Annotated in this window: 27 protein-coding genes and 1 tRNA gene; 1 reads left to right on the top strand and 27 read right to left on the bottom strand. The window is 59.0% G+C overall.

Features of this window, described 5'->3' with window-relative positions; translation table 11 throughout:
- The 25 genes from WHJ28_RS04000 to WHJ28_RS03880 form a co-directional block, all read right to left on the bottom strand.
- On the bottom strand, positions 1-228 hold the full coding sequence (locus WHJ28_RS04000) for a DUF6148 family protein (protein WP_340039871.1): 228 nt from the start codon (positions 226-228) through the stop codon (positions 1-3).
- Positions 229-242: 14 nt separating this feature from the next.
- Complete coding sequence (locus WHJ28_RS03995; protein ID WP_340039869.1) at positions 243-2087, bottom strand: terminase gpA endonuclease subunit; 1845 nt, start codon at positions 2085-2087, stop codon at positions 243-245.
- Positions 2084-2716 (bottom strand): hypothetical protein, encoded by a 633-nt coding sequence (locus tag WHJ28_RS03990; protein WP_340039868.1) that lies wholly within the window; start codon positions 2714-2716, stop codon positions 2084-2086. Before WHJ28_RS03990 ends, WHJ28_RS03995 begins: the two co-directional genes overlap by 4 nt.
- Before the next feature lie 543 nt (positions 2717-3259).
- A complete protein-coding gene (locus WHJ28_RS03985; RefSeq protein ID WP_340039867.1) occupies positions 3260-3790 on the bottom strand; it encodes an RNA polymerase sigma factor sigma-70 region 4 domain-containing protein in 531 nt (176 codons plus the stop codon).
- A 2-nt stretch (positions 3791-3792) separates the two neighbouring features.
- Positions 3793-4314, bottom strand: a complete 522-nt coding sequence (locus WHJ28_RS03980) for a DUF1064 domain-containing protein (RefSeq protein WP_340039866.1) — start codon at positions 4312-4314, stop codon at positions 3793-3795.
- Position 4315: 1 nt separating this feature from the next.
- Complete coding sequence (locus WHJ28_RS03975) at positions 4316-5110, bottom strand: DUF5131 family protein (RefSeq protein ID WP_340039865.1); 795 nt, start codon at positions 5108-5110, stop codon at positions 4316-4318.
- Positions 5091-5951 carry a DNA-3-methyladenine glycosylase family protein gene (locus tag WHJ28_RS03970; RefSeq protein WP_340039864.1) on the bottom strand — a complete coding sequence of 287 codons (861 nt, stop codon included), beginning with the start codon at positions 5949-5951 and terminating at the stop codon, positions 5091-5093. Before WHJ28_RS03970 ends, WHJ28_RS03975 begins: the two co-directional genes overlap by 20 nt.
- On the bottom strand, positions 5948-7873 hold the full coding sequence (locus WHJ28_RS03965; RefSeq protein ID WP_340039863.1) for a DNA cytosine methyltransferase: 1926 nt from the start codon (positions 7871-7873) through the stop codon (positions 5948-5950). The genes WHJ28_RS03970 and WHJ28_RS03965 overlap by 4 nt, the downstream gene beginning before the upstream one ends.
- Positions 7870-8247 (bottom strand): hypothetical protein, encoded by a 378-nt coding sequence (locus WHJ28_RS03960; RefSeq protein WP_340039862.1) that lies wholly within the window; start codon positions 8245-8247, stop codon positions 7870-7872. Before WHJ28_RS03960 ends, WHJ28_RS03965 begins: the two co-directional genes overlap by 4 nt.
- Positions 8244-8546, bottom strand: a complete 303-nt coding sequence (locus WHJ28_RS03955; RefSeq protein ID WP_340039861.1) for a DUF4406 domain-containing protein — start codon at positions 8544-8546, stop codon at positions 8244-8246. Before WHJ28_RS03955 ends, WHJ28_RS03960 begins: the two co-directional genes overlap by 4 nt.
- Before the next feature lie 13 nt (positions 8547-8559).
- On the bottom strand, positions 8560-9309 hold the full coding sequence (locus tag WHJ28_RS03950; protein WP_340039860.1) for a rolling circle replication-associated protein: 750 nt from the start codon (positions 9307-9309) through the stop codon (positions 8560-8562).
- 254 nt (positions 9310-9563) lie between these two features.
- Entirely contained in the window at positions 9564-10232 is a 669-nt protein-coding gene (locus tag WHJ28_RS03945; RefSeq protein ID WP_340039859.1) for a DUF6273 domain-containing protein, read from the bottom strand.
- Positions 10233-10275: 43 nt separating this feature from the next.
- Complete coding sequence (locus tag WHJ28_RS03940) at positions 10276-10491, bottom strand: hypothetical protein (RefSeq protein WP_340039858.1); 216 nt, start codon at positions 10489-10491, stop codon at positions 10276-10278.
- 4 nt (positions 10492-10495) lie between these two features.
- Positions 10496-11077 carry a hypothetical protein gene (locus tag WHJ28_RS03935; RefSeq protein ID WP_340039856.1) on the bottom strand — a complete coding sequence of 194 codons (582 nt, stop codon included), beginning with the start codon at positions 11075-11077 and terminating at the stop codon, positions 10496-10498.
- Between the two features lie 16 nt (positions 11078-11093).
- On the bottom strand, positions 11094-11351 hold the full coding sequence (locus tag WHJ28_RS03930; RefSeq protein ID WP_340039855.1) for a hypothetical protein: 258 nt from the start codon (positions 11349-11351) through the stop codon (positions 11094-11096).
- On the bottom strand, positions 11348-12274 hold the full coding sequence (locus WHJ28_RS03925) for a transglycosylase SLT domain-containing protein (RefSeq protein WP_340039854.1): 927 nt from the start codon (positions 12272-12274) through the stop codon (positions 11348-11350). Before WHJ28_RS03925 ends, WHJ28_RS03930 begins: the two co-directional genes overlap by 4 nt.
- Entirely contained in the window at positions 12271-12450 is a 180-nt protein-coding gene (locus tag WHJ28_RS03920; protein ID WP_340039852.1) for a hypothetical protein, read from the bottom strand. The genes WHJ28_RS03925 and WHJ28_RS03920 overlap by 4 nt, the downstream gene beginning before the upstream one ends.
- Positions 12447-13064, bottom strand: a complete 618-nt coding sequence (locus WHJ28_RS03915; RefSeq protein WP_340039851.1) for an HD domain-containing protein — start codon at positions 13062-13064, stop codon at positions 12447-12449. The genes WHJ28_RS03920 and WHJ28_RS03915 overlap by 4 nt, the downstream gene beginning before the upstream one ends.
- The gene (locus WHJ28_RS03910) at positions 13061-13306 is read right to left on the bottom strand and encodes a hypothetical protein (RefSeq protein ID WP_340039848.1); all 246 of its coding nucleotides are present in this window, start codon (positions 13304-13306) and stop codon (positions 13061-13063) included. The genes WHJ28_RS03915 and WHJ28_RS03910 overlap by 4 nt, the downstream gene beginning before the upstream one ends.
- 9 nt (positions 13307-13315) lie before the next feature.
- A complete protein-coding gene (locus WHJ28_RS03905) occupies positions 13316-13699 on the bottom strand; it encodes an MT-A70 family methyltransferase (protein WP_425461097.1) in 384 nt (127 codons plus the stop codon).
- A 165-nt stretch (positions 13700-13864) separates the two neighbouring features.
- Positions 13865-14230, bottom strand: a complete 366-nt coding sequence (locus WHJ28_RS03900; RefSeq protein ID WP_340039847.1) for a hypothetical protein — start codon at positions 14228-14230, stop codon at positions 13865-13867.
- Complete coding sequence (locus WHJ28_RS03895; RefSeq protein ID WP_340039845.1) at positions 14231-14557, bottom strand: hypothetical protein; 327 nt, start codon at positions 14555-14557, stop codon at positions 14231-14233.
- 30 nt (positions 14558-14587) lie between these two features.
- Entirely contained in the window at positions 14588-14836 is a 249-nt protein-coding gene (locus WHJ28_RS03890; RefSeq protein WP_340039844.1) for a hypothetical protein, read from the bottom strand.
- 127 nt (positions 14837-14963) lie between these two features.
- Positions 14964-15596, bottom strand: coding sequence for a DUF6273 domain-containing protein (locus WHJ28_RS03885; RefSeq protein WP_340039843.1), 633 nt, complete (start codon positions 15594-15596; stop codon positions 14964-14966).
- A 47-nt stretch (positions 15597-15643) separates the two neighbouring features.
- Positions 15644-15904, bottom strand: coding sequence for a helix-turn-helix domain-containing protein (locus WHJ28_RS03880; RefSeq protein ID WP_340039842.1), 261 nt, complete (start codon positions 15902-15904; stop codon positions 15644-15646).
- A 444-nt stretch (positions 15905-16348) separates the two neighbouring features.
- On the opposite strand from WHJ28_RS03880, the gene WHJ28_RS03875 reads away from it, so the two are divergent.
- Positions 16349-16424: transfer RNA gene (locus tag WHJ28_RS03875), tRNA-Ala, on the top strand.
- A 205-nt stretch (positions 16425-16629) separates the two neighbouring features.
- On the opposite strand, the gene WHJ28_RS03870 is transcribed toward WHJ28_RS03875, so the two are convergent.
- Positions 16630-17319, bottom strand: coding sequence for an SAM-dependent methyltransferase (locus WHJ28_RS03870; RefSeq protein ID WP_340039840.1), 690 nt, complete (start codon positions 17317-17319; stop codon positions 16630-16632).
- Between the two features lie 4 nt (positions 17320-17323).
- Positions 17324-17818: ribosome small subunit-dependent GTPase A (gene rsgA / locus WHJ28_RS03865; RefSeq protein ID WP_340039839.1), on the bottom strand; the 495-nt coding region annotated here is incomplete at its 5' end.

The raw sequence follows: 17818 nt of genomic DNA, 5'->3' as shown, positions 1-17818 counted from the left end.
TTACCTCCCGTCAAAAAATGCCACGAACGTCCGGTCAAGCAACTGTTCAGACTGGCCGGCGCTGATCTGCGCCTCCAGGTTTGACCGCATGGCGTTCAGGGTCGGCAGGTCGGCGCGGGTCAGTTGGCGGCTTCCCAGCTTGTAGGACTGTCCGCCAGCCAGCACCGCCGAAATAGCCGCATTGACCTGGGCCAGCATTTCCGCCGGGCTTTCGGTGTTTCCAATCATGTTATGGCCTCCAATCAGATCCAGTTATCGTTCTTTGCAATCCAGCTTTCCTCCGCCGGACGTTCCTGGCGTTTGGCGGGCGGTGTCGATTGCTTGATCTCATTTCCTTGGGCGTCCACTTTGTTCTGCAGGTATAGTGACCGAACGCCCAGCACGTCGGCAGCTGCCGCCGCGTACACTTCACAGTCCAGGTAATGGTTGTCCGCGTGGGAGGATTTCAGCACCCACCGCTGGACCTCTTTGCCCCCGGCCCGCTCGGTTACTTTATGCTCCGCCGTCACCTGTTCGGCGTAGTCCAGATCGCACCCCTGATACACCATCCAGGATCCGTTCCCGTTTGGTTTTTTCATGCGGGCGGCGATCTGGTCCTTGTACTTGCCGCCGTCCACCAGCACCAGGGTCATGCCGTTGGCGCGGCTCCCGGCCTTGTCCACAGTGGAAAGGCGGTAATGGCCTTGCAGGGTGTTGACGCCCTTGCACGGCAGCGCCCAGTCCGAATTCATGGTGCAGAACTCATAAACGGCGTCGGTCTGGTCGCCGCTGTCCATCAGGGCCAGGTTGACCATGACCCGCTCCCCGTTGTCCATGGTAAATTCCATGTTCATGATCCGCTCCACCTCACCCATGGAAAGGGCCTGGCCGTGGGCAATGTTTTGGGAGGTCATATAGTCACCCCAGGCCCGGATCGTCCAGTACAGGCAATTTTCCTGCACGTCGATCCCGCCGGTCAGCAGTTTGGTCCAGGGCGGCAGGGCAAACTCCGGGAGATCCGTCTGCCGCTCCATGACCATTTCGGCGTTGGTTTTCAGCTTGGTGTCCTCCCATGGTTCGGCAAGCCATGAATTCGTGAAGTTGTGCAGCAGGTCCGGGTCGTCCTTGCTCCGCATGAACTCCCGCGCAATATCAGAAAAGCGGGTAAAGGGGGAATACAGGGTATTCATCCAAAACGCCACGCTCCGGGGGTGCTGGCTTTTCTGGCGGACCACCTGCCACCGCCCGGCCTGGAGCATTTTGGCCTTGTCCTGATCTGTGATGATACACCCGCATTTCTGGCAGACATAGGTGGCCATGTCGGCCCGGTCCGTGTTCTCCGGCACGTCCTCCTTGGACGGCCACTTGATCTGTGCAAAAACAAGTTCGATGTACTCCCCGCAATGGGGGCAGGGTACAAAATAGTGTTTTTCCACGTCCGCCTTTTCCTTTGCCACCCAAATGTGGCCGGTTTTCAGGGTCGGGGTGGAGGCCATGAAGATCTTGCGGTTGAAAAATGTCTTGGTGCGTTCCCGCGCCAGTGAAACGGGATCGGCCTCCCGCTTGGAGGCCGCGGGGAACTTGTCCACTTCATCCATGAAAAGATCTTTGATCGGCTTGCTGGCCAGGTCTGCCGGGCTGTTGGCGCCGGTGAGAAAGATCCACATATCCAGGAATTTCAGCTGTAATTTTTTGCTTTCATTCTCCCGGAACTTGTCGGCGGTGTCTTTGTTGGCCTTGATCATGGGGATCAGTCGGGTTTCCGCTGTTGCCTCTGCCAGATCGTCGGAGGGATACACCACCATTGTGGGTGCTGGGTCTTGGTCGATCAGGGACCCGATCATGTTCTCCATGGCCGTGGTGCCGCCCACCTGGGTGGGCTTTACAAAAATAATTTCCTCCACCGTGTCGTCGGAAAAGGCGTCCATGATTTCCACCAGGTAGGGGGTGACACTGTTTCGCCAGGGGCCTGGCATGGCGCCGCCGGTTAATGTGCGCTTTTTTTCTGCCCACACGGAAACCGGCAGGCGCTCCACGGGCCGTAAAGCCTGAACGGCCTTATAGATCCATTGGGGCACCGTGTACGGCTCCCAGGTAAATTTTTTCACGGTTCGCTCTCCTGTTCTCCCTGGGCGCCGGCGTCCGTAAAGGCCGCCAGCAGGTTCTCCAGTTCTTTCCGCATGGTTTTTTCCAGGGTGCGAACGGTCAGGGCGTCGGCGTAGCCGGACATTGCGCCCGCCATACGCGGGGGGATATTCATGGCGAACCGCTTAAAATTGGCCATGAACTCCGCTAGTTCGTCGCTGGCCTGATCCGCCGGGATATACTTTCCCTCCGCAATCGCCGTTTTCAGACGGTGTAGCTGGCCCTGGCTTTCTTTCAGTTCAACCTCTGCCTGCAGCTTTTTCAGGTTCAGTTCTGCGGTGCGGCTGTTTTCCCCGGTTTCCTGGGCTTTCTGCTCAATGTGGGCAATATACTTTTGGATGGTTTCGCAGGTGCGATATTTCCGCGCCCCGCCGCCGGGCGGGATCTCGGTTTCCAGGACGCCCTCCTGGGTCAACTGCTGGACGCGCCGGACGGTTTTGCCCAGGATCTTGGCAATGGCCGCCGTGCTGGCCCATTCCGGCACGGTGCCGGTCAGGACCGCCGGCTTTTCGGTTTTCTTTCCGCTCTTTCCCGCCACCGGCAGCACCCCCTTTTCCTGGCCGGCGGCTCCAATCTCCGCCGCCCTGACCATGCCCTACGGCGTGGCCCGCTGGGGGCGTAGGATTGCAGGCGCGGCAGGCGGTGGGTGGCCCCGCCGGTTTCGTTTTCCCGGTTCTTGGCGTTTTCGTTTTTTGGCTTCCCTTTCGGTCCGGCTTATACCCCCTAAAGGGGGGTATAACGTCGGGGCGTTTTTCTAAATCCGTAACGTAACAGCCCGGTTTTTTTCGCTTCTCATAGGCGAAAATGCCGGGCCTTCCTTGCCCCGCACCCCTTGGATCCGCAGGGAGTACCTAATGGGTGGGGGGTGTCGCGTCGGTTACGGGAGGCCATGGGCGGCCTGGTTGCTGGCCGCCCATGGCTGGGTTGGGCCGGGGCGCCGCGGGTAGCAGCGCGGCGAACGGAGGTGAAAGGAGGAAAGCCCCCCGTGGAACACACCCCCGGCCATGGCCTGGAAAGCAAGGGGACACCAGGCTTTAACCTGGTGTCCCTCATTCTGTCGGGCCGGTTCCCCGTGCCCCTTTGCTTTCCATGGTATCACTATACCACAGGTAAAAGTCCAAATGTGTCCACACTTTCAGGCCCCGGCTTTTGGCGGTTGATTTTCTCTGCCCGCCTTTTCCCCGGCCACAAAATCCGCTACCAACTTCCGGGTGCGCTTATATTCCAGCAGGGTTTCCAGGGCGTTGTTGTAGTAGTTGAAAATGGCGGATCGGCTCAAATACAATTCGCTTGCTATCCGTTCCCAGGATTTGCAGTCAATGTGCCGCAGTTCCACCACCGTGCGCTCCATGGAATTTTGGGGCAGCAGGTCGATCAGGTCCATAACCTGCAGGACGGCGGCGGCCATTTCCTCCCGCTGTTTGTCAATTCGTTCCTCAACCTCTGCGATCCGAAAGACAACGGACACGGCCCCGTCGGTCTTTGCCGGGTGGGAGGTCGGCATGGTTCGGAACGCCGAACCCGGCGCCGGCGCGTTCAGTTCGTTGGCCAGTACGCGGTGGCGCTCCTCCAGTATTTGCTTTTTCTGCCGTGCCACCCGGTACTGTTGCAAGTAGCGTTTGATGGCCTCGCGCTCGGCGGTCGCGCCCGTTGTCTTTTTGCTCATTGTTACACCTCGGTTATGTCGATCCCAAAACGGTCTTTCATCATTTTGCGCTTGGTCAGATACAATTTGGTGCGGGTTGCCTTGCTTTTCACGTCCTCCACCACCAACACCCAGGGGGCGCCAGCACGATCCGCCCAGTATGCGGCATGGCTCCCGTCCTCCGGCGGACGATAGTATGTAAAATCCGCCTTGTATCGGATCGCCCTCACCCGGCGCCCCTCCAGGTCTGTGTATGCTTCTTGCAGGGTAAAATCCACCTGGAGGCGCAGATCCCGGATCTGCCCGGCCTGTTGGCGGAGGATCAGGGCGTCATAGCGCCGGGCCTCTTTCTGGCTGTCGAAGTGTAGAACGGCCCCGCTGGCTGTCACCCGCTCGGTTGGGGTGTTGTGATACTTGCTTTCCTTTGTCCGATCATGCACGGCAGCGGCGGGAGGTGTAGGCCCCCGCCGCGCCTGCTGCGCCATGTATTTCTCCATGGCCTGCCGCTGGTATTTGGGCGGCAGGTCGGTGACATTGATGGCCATTTTATACCTGCCTCTCAAACCGCCCCATGTAGTGCGCGGCCCATTTTTCCGTGGGTTCATCCCATGGAAATTTGGAGGCAGGGAGATCCGGGAAGTAGGCCCGCAGGTTATCCTTGTAGAACACGGGGATCTCGTTTTCCTCGCAAAATGCGGCAATCTGGTCCACCCATTCCCGCCGCGGCACCACTTTCTCCGTCCGGTTCCCGGTTTCGGCGCCCAGGATCACCCACATGGGCAATCCCTCCGCCGCGCTCATATCTACCGGCCCCAGCAGCGGCTCCATGGACCAAAAGCTGTTGATGTTCGCCCAGGGCATGGGGTACATGGCCGCCGCGTCCTCATTGGCCACCGTGGACCCATACCAGAAATTATTTTCATGCGGGAGGAGGGCCAGGTGGTCCAATTCCAAATACCTGGCCGGGTTCTTGGTCAGGAAAATATAGCGGTGCTGGGTCGCCCGGCGGCAGGCGTCCAGCACGTCCCGGATCCAGTCCGTTGGCACCCACCGCCCGAAAAGATCGGCCATGGAACACACAAACACGGTCTGCGGCTCCGCCTGGCGTTCCGGCAAGTTCAGGCGGTAGCGGTGCAGGGTAGGCTCGAACCCGTATGGGTACGGCGTCCCCTTGATCTTCTCCGGCAGGACGTGGAGGCCGCCCGTCAGCGGCGCGGGGTCCTCCATGCCGGCGTCGAAGCGGTGGGCCGTTCTCCGGGCGTAGCAATAGGGACACCCGTGGCGGCACCCGGTCACAGGGTTCCACGACATGGTGGCCCAGTCAATTTTTGTTTCGTGCATTGTTCATTACCTCCCGTTCGTAATAGAAAATAATCTGCTGAACCAGTCCAGTGAAACCGGCGTACCTCTCCGCCGGGAACCCGTCCCGGAACTCTCGATCCAGGACGCGGCGGATCCAGGTGTCAACCGGGAACGCCTCCAGGTGTCCCATGCCATAAAGCAAAATGCAGTTGGCCACTTTCTCACCGATCCCCGGCACAGCTTTCAGGACGGCCTTTGCCCTGTCGTAGTCCATGGCCAGCAGGTTGGCAGGATCTATGCCACCGTGGGCGACGGCCTGGGCCATTCCTGCCAGGTACTTGTCCCGATACCCCAGCCCCAGGCCTTGCAGGTCGTTTACGTCGCACAATAGCCCCGGCTCCGGGAATGTGAAATATTCGTCCCCGTCAGGCGTGGTGATATGTTTGCCGAACCTGCGGCACAGTTTTTCCACGGTGGCCTTGATCCGGGGAATGTTGTTGTTTTGGCTCACCATGTAACTGGCCATGGTTTCCCAGGCGGGTTGATGTAGGATCGCCATTCCGCTGGCGGCCTCCGCCGCCCTGGTCAGGTAGGCGTCCGGGCCGTCCCGCTCCGCCCAGGTTTCAATGGCCCGCCAGTATTCCGGGTATTCGTCGCCCAGTCCGAAGTAATAGCGCCACCAGGCCGCCAGGCCCTCCCGGCAGCGGACGGCCAGCCGGTCCGGCGCGGTCATGTATGCCACGCAGTAGTGATCCCCGGCGGGGATGGCGTAGCTTTCCGGCCCTCTCCGCCTCCATCGGAACGTCCGGCCGCTCTCCGCGATCTGGTCCAGGCTGAAATGGTCCACCCGCCACTCGAATGTGGTAATTTTTCCGTTCATACTGCCACCGCCTTTTCAAATTCCGCCATTGTTCTGATCTCCTGGTCGCACCATTCCGGCAGGTTGGCCCGCACCAGGGCCGTGGCAAACGGAGGCGGGACGGCGTTGCCGCACCTGGCCACCTGTTTGGTTTTGCCGTAGACGTGCCCCATGTAGTCCCGCTCGATCTGGTAGTCGTCCGGGAACCCGTTGGCCCGGTACAGTTCGCGGGGTGTCAACATACGCAGGCCAATGTCCGACATGAAATACCACGCCCCGCCAATCAGGAACAGGATCACCTCGTTGTCCTCCAGTCGGTAGCCGCAAAATTCGTTTAGGGCTGCCCGGATTTTAGGCCAGTTTCGGAGATCCGCACCCGCTCCCGCTTTCACGATCTCGGTTGTGACGACGCCATGGTGGCCTCCGCCGGCGGTGATGGTCTGCACCGGGTCCATGACCGGCCCGCCCAGGTTGGTTCCTTTCAGCTTTACCATGTGGGCAGTCTGTACGGCCTGGTGGTCTTTGCTTAACACCGTGCCCAGTGGTTTTTTGGGGGATGTTCCCACGCTTGTTCCATGGAATTCCGAAAGGCTGGCCACCGTTACGCCCTCCCGATCTTTTGCGGTGATGGTGTGGAGCGGATCGCGGACGGCCTGGCCGTGTTGGTCCGTGCCGTAATACTTGGTCAGTGTGGCCGCGGCGATCCCGTATCTGTTGGAGGCGTCAATGGTCATAATTGGATCCGTGACCGCCTGGCCGCGCACCCGCTCGGTCTGTTCGGTGTGATACTGTATCATGGCCGGGCATACCACGCACTCCTCCGCCTTTGACACCTGGGTGTGGGTCGGTTCTTCCACGCTCCGGCACCGATCCCCGCCGCCAGTCTGGCCGATGGCCGCCAGGGTCGGGGTGATCAGCATTTGGTGTCCGCCGGCGCCGGTTCCTGTGATGGTGTTTATTGGGGACGTGATGGCTGTGCCCGTGGCGTTCTCGTTGTTGTGCATGGTCAGCGGCGCCATGACCGGGGAGGCCACGCCATAGCCGTGTTTCGCTGTGATCGTCTGGAGCGGTTCACCCATACCCTGGCCCCGGAACTCCCCGGCGTGGTTGACGATCACCAGGAACGGGTTGGCAGACTTGATCACGAACTTGTCCACGCCGCGGGCCACCCGCCGCATGGTGTTGGGGCGGAGGGGGCGCTGGGCGTTCAACCCATACTTTTCCCGCACCTGCTCCCGTGTGTCGAAGATGGAGGGACAGGGCAGGGTCCAGTCGATGATCTCCGCCGCGCTTCTCCAGGGCTGTTTCTCGCCCCGCTCCGCCTCCGGGCTGTCCGCCGGGGCGTGGGTCGGCTCCGGCCATACAATGGGCCGCCCGTCGCACCTGGCCACCAGGAAAAACCGCTTTCTGGTGGTGGGCGCCCCGTAGTCCGCCGCCACCAGTTCCCGCCATTCTACGACGTACCCCAGGGCCTCCAGCTGGGCCAGCCATTTGCGGAACGTCTGTCCAGACAGCTTTTTGACGGGCTTTCCCTTGCGGACCGGCCCCCAGGTCTGGAACTCCTCCACGTTCTCCAGGATGATCACGCGGGGGCGGACCGTACCGGCCCACCGCAGGACGATCCAGGCTAGCCCCCGTATGTTCTTGTCTACGGGCTTTCCGCCTTTGGCCTTGCTGAAATGCTTACAGTCGGGGGAGAACCAGGCCAGCCCCACGGGGCGGCCCCCGCACACCTCCACGGGGTCCACATCCCACACGCTGGCCTGGTAGTGGGTGGTGTGGGGGTGGTTCGTGCGGTGCATAAGTATGGCGTCAGGGTCGTGGTTCACGGCAATGTCTACCACCCGGCCCGTGGCCAACTCGATCCCGGTAGAGGCGCCACCGCCGCCGGCAAAGTTGTCCACAATGATCTCCTCCAGGATGTTGATTTGTGCCCCGGTCATTTTTTCGCCGCCTTTCTCATTTCGTCCACATACCTGGCGGCAGCCTGTTCCGCCTCGCAATATGGGCACCGTCCTTTCATCCACCCGGCGCGGAAAACGCGGCTGCACTCCGGGCACGTTACGGCGTCATGCTCTCCGGTTGCCAGTTGCACCATGAACCCCTGCAGGTTCAGCGCCCGGATCAGGAAAACCTCTTTCCCGTAAAGCGCCGTGGCAAGGTCCCGCGCCATGTCCACGGCCTCCTTTCGCGGAATCAAGATCGCGTGGTTTTCTCGCGTTCTTTTGCCCGGCTGCGCCCATCCGGCCCGCTTTGCCTCCATGTATTCCCACTCTTTGGCGTGGGCCTCTTTGTATGCCTCCGCAAAATCTTTCACCGTGTTTTCCCTCCCGTCATATCCAGGTACAGGGCGCAGTCTTTTCCAATCCTCTGACAATATGCCCATTCCACCATGGCGCCCCGGCTTTCCCGGTAGTCCGGCAAGAACACGGCCACGTCCGACACGTCCACCATGGCCATGCAGATCCGCATATAGTCCGCGTCGGTCAGGCCGTCTGGCAACGTGGCCGGGTTCAGGACCACATGGCCCGCAGCCTCCAGGGCCTTGGCCGCTTCCCTGAACTTCACTTTATACCGCTGATCTCCAGCGATTTTCCCGGCTATGTAAACTTTCATAGGCTTGCCCCTCCTATTCGTTGAAAATCTCGAAATATTCTTGATACGGGTATCCGCTGATTTCATGCCACCCACTTCTGCTGGTGGCGCCGTCGTCGAACATATACAGCACGGCCCCCTTGCTGGCCTTGGGTTCTTTCCGCCAGGACGACGCGGCCACCCGCTCATATGTAACCACGGGCTTGACCATGTTCTGGCTTTTGGTGTACCTCTTGCCACGTTTCCCCAGTTCCCGGTATTTCTCCATGGTGGAGCGGCTTTCCTTGACCAGGTAGGACGCCAGTTTTGCGTGGTTTCCCCGTCGGTCCAGCGGCTTGAAGCTGATACCGCCGCCGCCCCTGGGGACGTTCTCCCATGCCTCGGTGATGATCTCCGGGTCCATCCGGTTGGTGATAACGTGTATATGGGGGTTTGTCATGCGCTTGGTTTCTATCACCACCACGGTTTTGCATTTGACCCCCCGTTGCCGGCACAGTTTCCGCAGGTTGCGGAGGAAAGCCGCCTTGTCCTCCAGGACCTCCTCAAAGGTGCTGTCCTTGACGTAGTAGTGGAGGACGGCATGGAGATCCCGATAGTCGAAATTGGCGTTGAGATCCCAGCGCAGGCGTTCCTCTGCCACGCGCTCGTTAATCTTGGCCTGCTTTTCGGATGTGGTCCCGTGGTTTGGTCCCCTCTGTACCCCCTTGGTGTGGATACGGAAAGACTGCATTTTCCTGTGTTCGACGGTGCGGCCAGCTTTCACCCGCCTATGGACATAGGCCACGGTGTACTCCTCCTTTGGTCTGCTGGTCACTCTACTAATACGTCTTACCGACGCTATACGGGGCCGCGGCCCCGTCAGTTTTTCGTGTTGCACACCGTCCGGGAGGATGGTATAATATAAGTATCCCGGACGGTTTTCCCGTCGCTTATATCGCCACCTGCGCCGTGTTGTCAGCACCAGGCGCAGGTGGTTTTGTTTTTACTTTGGTTCTTCTCTGCCGCTTGCGCGGCTGGATATTTCTGGATATATAGAGATTAGAGGTCAAAGCCGGGGGCCACGCCATAAGACCAGTAGGCGTTGCTGCCGTAGGCGCTGCCGTCGGTGTAGACACGGCAGAAATAGTTGGAGTAGCTGGAATGCGGGGAACGGCACCAATACGGCGTGGTGCCATACCCCTGGCGCTGTTTCACGCGGTCCCGCTCGGTGGTGAAGATCGGTAGCTGGAAGTCATCCGGGCCGTCCGCCGCGCCGTTCTGCCAACTTTCCGAGCCGCGGCCAAACATATCCGTTTCAGAGGGCAGCCACAGGGGATCCTCATATTCCATAGATTTTCCGCCGATAATCTCCACGATCTTGCGGGGGCGGATCACGGCGCGGAGGTCAGCGGGCAGGCGGGGGTAGATGTCCTCCAGGACGTGCCGGCGGCCCTTGCTGGCCTGATAGCCGCCCCGGTTGGTCCAGTCGTCATTCATCCTGTACGGCTCCGCCAGGCAGTCCTTGAACATGAAGCGGAGGCCGGCAGGTTTGTCCACCGTCGGGGGTAGGTGGGCGCCGGCCACCAGGGTCACAGGTTCGCCGTCCTCCAGTAAAATGTCAATCTCATTAAAGGGGTTGATCAACGCCGGGGCGGTCCCGGCCTCCACCGCCGCTTTCAGCTGCGGCCAGGTAATGGTGTTCTCAACGGTGTGTCTGATATACAGCATGGGGTTGTCCTCCTTTATTTCACACGCCCACCGGGCGCCATAATCACGGGGCCGAAACGGCCTCCTGTTTCAGCCACCACAGGGGGTTATCCCGTTCCGCTGGGTGGTGGCAGTTTTCCCCGTCGCAGTTCTCCGCCTCGCAATGGTCGCAGAAATGGCGGTGGAAAGCGTCGTCCCATGGTCCACCTAGGCACGGCAGGGAAGCCAGGAACGCGCCCAGGGCCTCCGGGGAGGCGGTGATCCGGTCAAAGTTAGTCATATGGTCAAACCTCCTCTTTGTGGAGGTCTACGCCCTCCAGGGCGGTCCACACAACCCGTTCCCATTCTTTGGCCCAGCTTGACGTGGCCTTTCGGATGGTGCAAATGGCGACGGCCTCACCGTCCCCGGTCCATAGCAGGCGGTTGTTGTCCACGACGTCCGCCCCTCCATGCTCCGCCACGTCCCGCTCGATCATGTTCAGCAGCCCCAGGGGGCAGCCCCAGCACGGGCCGCCGCCGGCAGTCTGGAAAATCTGATACCCCTGCATAATCACAGGCACCATGGTCACGTCGTCGCTACGTTCTCCGGTACACCAGCCGTCCAAATCGGTCCTTGCGATCTCCTCCATGACCTGCTGGGGGTCCTCGCCTTTGAGTACAGAAACCGGGGCACCCAATTCCGGGATCATGCCCATGTGTTCCACGATAACGGCCAGCGCCTTGCGGGGGAGTATGGCGCGGTGGCACTTAATGAACCATGCGTCGGTGTAAATGGCCATGGTGTCGCCCAGGTTGTTTACGATGTAGCCCCCGGCCTTGTATGCGTTCTTTATGGCCCGCACAAGGCCGTTTTCATTGATCAGCATTTGCTCGGCCTCCTTTTTATATAATGTAGGGACGGGTGGCTACCTGGTCCCCAGGTTCAGCCCGCCACACTTTTGCGTCCCGAATGTCCAGCCAGTCGCAGCCCCACACCTCTGCCGCGCATAGTAGGGCGGCATATGGAGATCCGCATGGCACCACTATGGTGCCCCGGCTGGGGTGGACCACCCTGTCAGCCCCCGGCGCGTTCCACCGCTCATTCCTAGAGCGGGCCACGGCGGAGGCGTGGGTGGTCCAGTTTGGCGCGGGTGTATTCATTCCCCGGCCCATGCGTTCACAGTACATTCCCACCGCTCAACGGCGGCCAGCACATTGGAGGAATATTCTGTGGAAGTGATACCGTTTTCCCACGCTTGTTCCGCTCCGGCGTTCCCCATGTTATAGGCCATGATGGCCTTTTCCATGTCCTGATAATTCGCCAGGTGTGTCCCCAGCAGGTAAACCCCGCAGATAATGTTTCCTGCCGGTGTGGTCGGATCCTGGTTTGTTTCCGCCTCCAGGTTGATCCAGTATGTATTTTCCGGCCCCGGATTTAACTGCATGATCCCAACCTCACCGGCGGCGCCCACGGCGTCCATGTCAAAATGGCTTTCCACTTCCGCAACAGCCAGGGCCAGGGGGTAGGGGCAACCGTATTCTCGGCAGGCGGTCCTCATAATGTCCTGGAGGTAGTAGGGGAGGGGCACCGCGTCAGAAAGGTATCCCTGGGCCAACAGGGCCGCCTCTATTTTCTCCGCCTCCATGGGGTCCTCGCCCTCGCCCTCGCCGTCCCACAGGTTCGAGAGAACAGCCACCGTTTCCGGCTGAATATCCACCACCGGCGTGGCCGTGGGGGTGTACTCCACCGCCTTGGCGTCGGATGTGGCCTTGATGGCCATGGCCAGCATAACGATCACGGCCAGGATGGCCAGGGCCAGCACGGCGATCCGCTGCCGGGCAATCTGGCGGCGGCGTTCTTCCTGCCGCCGGCGCTTTTGCCGTTCCTCTCGCTCCGCCTGCTGGGCCTGGAACTCCTCCCACTCCCGCCGCGCCTTGCGGCGCTGGTAGGCGGCCAGTTGGTCCTCTCGGTTGTGTCTGGCCTCCATGGCCCCGATCCGGCGTTTCAGGTCGTCCACGTCCTCCACCACGCCGTGGTATTGCTCCATGGCCTGGCGGTATTCTTTTGCTTTTCTCTGGCTCACTTTTTGGCGCCTCCTCCCGTGAAAAATTTCCGCTTGACCTCATAAGGCAGGCCAAACCGCCGCCGCCCGCACTTGTCACAGGTGATCTTTTCGCACCGGCCCGGCAACTGCTGGACCTCACGATCCCGCCGGGCGGCGGTTGCCACCGCGCACGGCTTGCAAAGGTTCTTTTTCATTCCTCCGGTTCCTCCCGTTCATCCACAAACGTGGCACACATATCCGCCTCCTGGAGGCGCCACACCCACGGCGACATTTCCATGGCCGTGCCCATGTCGCGGGCGCCGCCCTTTACCGCGCTGTCATAGGCTCCCATGTGCCAGCGAATGGCCATAGCCTCCTCCGGTTCCAGGTCCATGTGCCGCTGGATCAGGTACAGGCTCTTTTCTCCGTGCCCCAGGGGGAGGGGATCCCGGAACACATACACCTGGTAGTCCTCCCAAAATCCGGTGGTCTGGTTCTTCCGCCGCTTGGTTTCGACGTGATACACGCCCACCTTGCAAACGTCGTGCAGCAGTCCCAGGATCGCCACCGTTTCCTCCACGTCCTCCGCCAGCAGGACGGAAGTGATTTCCCCATAGGTTTCCATGCAAACGATATTCCGTAGGCGGCGGTACACGTTCAAGGAGTGTTCCACCAGGCCACCGGGGTGCGCCCCGTGGTGCTTGGTGGAGGCCGGGGCCTCGAAAAAGTCCGTTTCGCGCTCCAGCCACTCCAGCATGGTGTCCGCATAGTCCCGCCGGACCCGCTCGGTCCAGGTCTTCATAAACTCCGCTTTTGCTCTCTGGTTCATACTGCTACCCCCTGAAAACTTTCTTTGATGATCTTCCCGCGCACTTCAAAGGCCACGGTATGGAAATTCCCACGCGGGTGGATGTACTCGACGGTTCCCCGCATAGGGCGGTGAATGTTTTTCCCATCGTCGTCCGTTCCGTAAATCGTCTGCGGCGTTCTGACTACCTCCATGCCCACCTGCAGGCGGGTGGAATGTTTCTTTGTGCGCCCGGCCTTTATAGTCCGTTGAATGTATGGCATAGCGTCCTCCTATTCTTCCGGCGGGGCCTCATTTCCCCAGGCGTCCCAGCCTGGGGCACGGTCCCGCGCAAACATTTCCAGCCGGGGCACGTCCCCCAGCAGTTCCACAATCCGCCGGCGTGTTTCGTCCGGCTTTTTGCTGTGTCCCTCAAAAGGTGCCTCAATAACTTGGTGGACCCGGTGACTACGGATCCGATCCTTTGCGCGGAATCCAGGGGAAACGCCCAGCAGGCAAACCTCCGCATTTGCGCGGGTATATGCGCCCATGCCCCAAAAGTTTCCGCCGTTCTTGCGGTTCTTCTTGATCCACACGAAAGCCGCGGTTTTGTAAGTGAACCCCCACGCCTCCAGAACCTTGACGGCCTCGGTAATGTTTGGGAAAGTTGCCCACATGAAACAAGCTGCCCCCCCCCGCAAATTTTCTGCACCGGCAATTTGCATATATCCTCGGTGGACATTGTGGGGTAATGCTTGGCCGCGTTCCCCCGGCTTTTGTCCGTGGTTCCGTGCTGTCTGTACTCCCACGGGGGATCCGCATAAATCACGGTGTATTGCCGATCAGGTAGTGGGAGAAAGTCCGCCATTGTCGCCACCCCTTTCCAGCCTCCGGCGCTCCGCAGCCGTCACAAATTCCTCTACCATTCCGCGATCTCGGAGATCCTGCAGGTCCAGGTTGTAGACCTCCCGGCTCACCGTTTTCCCGGTTCCCCCGTCCTTGATTTCGATGGAGAGGAGAGGGCGCCCCATGCAGGTGGAGAAAAAGGCGTGGGCCTTGTCCCATTTCGGGGTGATCCAGTCCAGGGCATAGTCCGGGGTGCGCGGGTACTTGGTGAACTGTGTCCCGCTCCGCATGGGTGGGAGGTTGTCCACATATTTCTGAACAAGTGTGTATAACTTGGTTTTGCTTGCCGTCAGCCGCAACATTTACAGGACCTCCTCCCGATACCAGGCCAGGATCTTCTTTTCGTACTTCTTGCGGGTCCTCTTTTTCTTGGTGTGTCGGTATCGGTTGAACGCTGGCCGGTAATAGCATGACGCCCAGCGTAGGGCGGTTTCCAGTTCGTGCTTTCCCTCAATCTGCGCTACCACTGAACGGATCCACTTTCCGAAAGCCTCCGTCACAATATCAGCCACCCGGCACACACTTTCCCATACCGCTTGAATGTCTGCTGTTGCTTTTTCAATCTGTTCCAGGTCTATCGCGATTTCCGGGCCAATAGCGGCTTCCGCCGCTATTGGTTCCCCATCCACATAGGCCGTTATTGTCTCCATGCCTTTTCGTCAGGTCCCATCCGGCCAGCCCTCCCCTTGTTCATATCCCAGGAGCATATTATGGGCCAGGTCGCTCACGCTTTCTTGCAATTCTACAAGGTGCAGCAGTGTGGTGTATGAAATTCCCGCCCGCTCCAGGTTGCCCCGGAACTCCTTGGCCTCTTCCACGGCGGCCCGGATTTCTTTTTGCTCCCTTTCGGCGTCCGCCGCCGCCCTCTTGGCTTCCTCCGCCTCCAATTTGATCAATAAGCGCCTCATTTTCTCGTTCTGCTCCTCTATGAGCTTCCTGGCAATCCCGCGCCCTTTGATTACCTTTTTCTCTGCCATGTCCGGTTCCTTTCTCCGCCCCTTGCGGGGCTGGATTTCCGTTGATACGCTCCGCCGATTAGATCCAAAAGCCGGGGGCAAGCGCCCAGGAAAGGTCCGCGATGGTGGCGGTGGGCGCGCCGTCCGTGTTGACAAGGCAGAAAGTGGCGCCGTCGCCCGCATGGGCGGAACGGGTGTGGTGCGGCCAGGTTTCCCCGTTCCACATCTTCACGCGGTCCCGCTCGGTCTTGTAGACCGGCAGTTGCTCCTCCGTTGGATCGTCCCCATCTGCCCAGGGCTTTCGCCCAAAAAACTCCGTTACGCTGTGCAGCCACAGCAGATCCGTGGTCACCAGCTCCTCGCCCTTGATGGTCTGGCGGATGGTGCGGGGGGTGATGATGGACACCAGATCCTCCGGGAGATCCTGGATCAGATCGGTGTTGCACCATTTCCGGGCGTCGCTCTCTTTCCATGACACAGGACGCGCCAGGCGGTTATACATGGGCCGCTCTGCCACGCCGTCCACAAATCCCATCCATGCCCGGCTCGGTTCTACCTTTTCCACCATGATGGCAACCTCTGACCCGCTCCGCAGGTTGAAGCGGATCACATCCCGCTCCGCCAGCAGCTTGTCCAGTGCGCCCAGTTCTCTGGCCCCGGCGATCTCCGTCCAGTTGATTTCCTCTTTCGTCTGCTTGATGATGGTTGCCATTGTCATTTCCTCCTTTGTTTTATCCGCCTCCATGGCGGTTGGGTCACTCATTCATTGGCCGCCCGCGTTCTGTTCAGGGGCTTGCCGCGCCGTCGGAGGCTTTCCTGGAAACGACGCTGGGCCAGATCCGGGTCATACGCTTGGCGGCTGTTTTCGTCCAGCTTTCCGTTTTCGCCGCGCCGCAGTTCCTGATAAATGGTCTTTGGTGCCACGCCTACCAGATCCGCAATCTCACGCACTGACGCATAGGCGGCCCACTTCTCTGCGATCAGTCGCCGCTCCGCAGGCCCCAAATATTTGTTGTTCATGTTCCTTTCACCTCCGTCTTTCCGCAAAAAAATAAGAGCAACAAGGGAATTACCCTTTGTTACTCTTATTAGTAGCATTTTCAACTTTTTAGTTTTTTTCAAAAACCTCTTTACATCCAGTTGAATTATGCTATAATACTGGAGTGTTGAGTGAATGTACCTTATAATATGGGCCCATAGCTCAGCTGGGAGCGCAAAGGGTTCGGTTTACTGCCACATCTATAATTTCATATTGCTTTATTCTTCTGTTCCGCTTTTAGAACTATTGATTTGGGCCCGTAGCTCAGTCTGGGAGAGCGTACGGTTCGCATCCATATGAAACCACATCCCACGGCTTAGGTTCCCTTCCAATTCAGCAGTCCAATTTTCCGGACTTGCCCCTCAAAATTGAATATCTCAAAAATCCGTTTTTCATAACTTTTTTGATTGAAAAATGGTCAATATGGGCCTATAGCTCAGCTGGGAGAGCGTACGGTTCGCATCCGTAAGGTCGTCGGTTCGATCCCGATTAGGTCCACCAAAACTGGAAATCGCCGCAGTAAAAACTGCGGCGATTTCTCATTTGACCACAGAAATACCACAGATGGATTTCTGTTTTGACCACTTGACGGGCACCCCCTTTCGGGAGTGCCCGTCTTTTTTGTTTACAGCGCCCCAGATCCTGAGTCGCGTTTTAATCCAGAAACAACAAACTGGTCACCAGAATCCCTTCGTCATGAAATTAATTATTTGACCGTCCCGGCAAGTTTAATCAAATTCATGAACCGCCCATGATCTGTTTTCATCATCTCTCGATCCTCCACTGCATATGGGTTGTCACAAGAAAGCCAGTCCTGCCATGCTTGGTCAAAACAATCCATCTCTGAGATTTGAAATGAATGGAGATATGGTTCAAACTTTGGCCTCCACCAGTTGATGGAGTGCCACATTTCCAGTGCCTCAGGCTCCCAGAAAGGTTTCATCTCCTCCGGTAATTTTTCCTGCACTTCATACTTCATCCCAGGAAATGCGATGGCCACGATTCCGCCCGGTTTCAAAACAGGTTTCAGTACATCTTTGAAGTATACATCGTTATTCCCAAAGTAGTGGTATGCATCCACACTGACCACCGCATCAAAAAATTCTTCCGCAAACGGAAGCTGCAGTGCATCAAACTGCAGAGGAGCAGTCAGATGAGACACACCAGCCTGCTGGAAGCGGACCAAATTTTCTGTAGCCGAGGTCCAAAGATCGACCGCAAACACCTCCACACCGAAGGTCTGGGCAAGAAACACCGTTGTCAGCCCTCGGCCGCATCCCAGATCCAGTACGCGCATCCCAGGCCGCAAGGGCAAATTCTTGGTGAGCTCTTCTGCGATCCGCCATGCGTTTGGTCCCATCATATTTTCTTGTAAAAAGCAGCTATCCAGTTTCATATGCTCATCTCCTTCCTTTCCTCTGGTTCTGTTCTTTTGCATACCGCCGGGCCTGCTTTATGCCGCCCACTTCCTTAAACATACGCTCCGCCTTTTTGACCTCAACTTCCCTGCTACTCAGTCCGTCATAACTGCTCTCATGCTCCAGTTTGCGATAGCTGTCCAGCCGTCTCTGATCCAACCGTCCCTGTTCTACCGCTGCCAGGACAGCACACCCTGGTTCATTGGTATGGGTGCAGTCCCGGAACCGGCAATGTTGGGCCAAGTCCTCGATCTCCCCAAAGGTCTGGGAGAGGTCCGCGCTCTCAGCCCCCATCTCCCGCATACCAGGAGTGTCGATCACCACGCCGCCCAACGGGCAGGGGAACATTTCCCGCCCGGTGGTGGTGTGCCGACCTTTGTCGCCCTTGCCAATCACCTGAGTGGAAATGGCTTGTGCGCCCAGCAGGCAGTTGATCAGGGTGGATTTTCCCACACCGGAGGAGCCGATAAACGCGCA

The sequence above is a fragment of the Flavonifractor porci genome (genome assembly GCF_037572415.1).
Taxonomy (GTDB): Bacteria; Bacillota; Clostridia; order Oscillospirales; family Oscillospiraceae; genus Flavonifractor; species Flavonifractor porci.
This window is presented reverse-complemented; position numbering and strand designations above follow the sequence as displayed.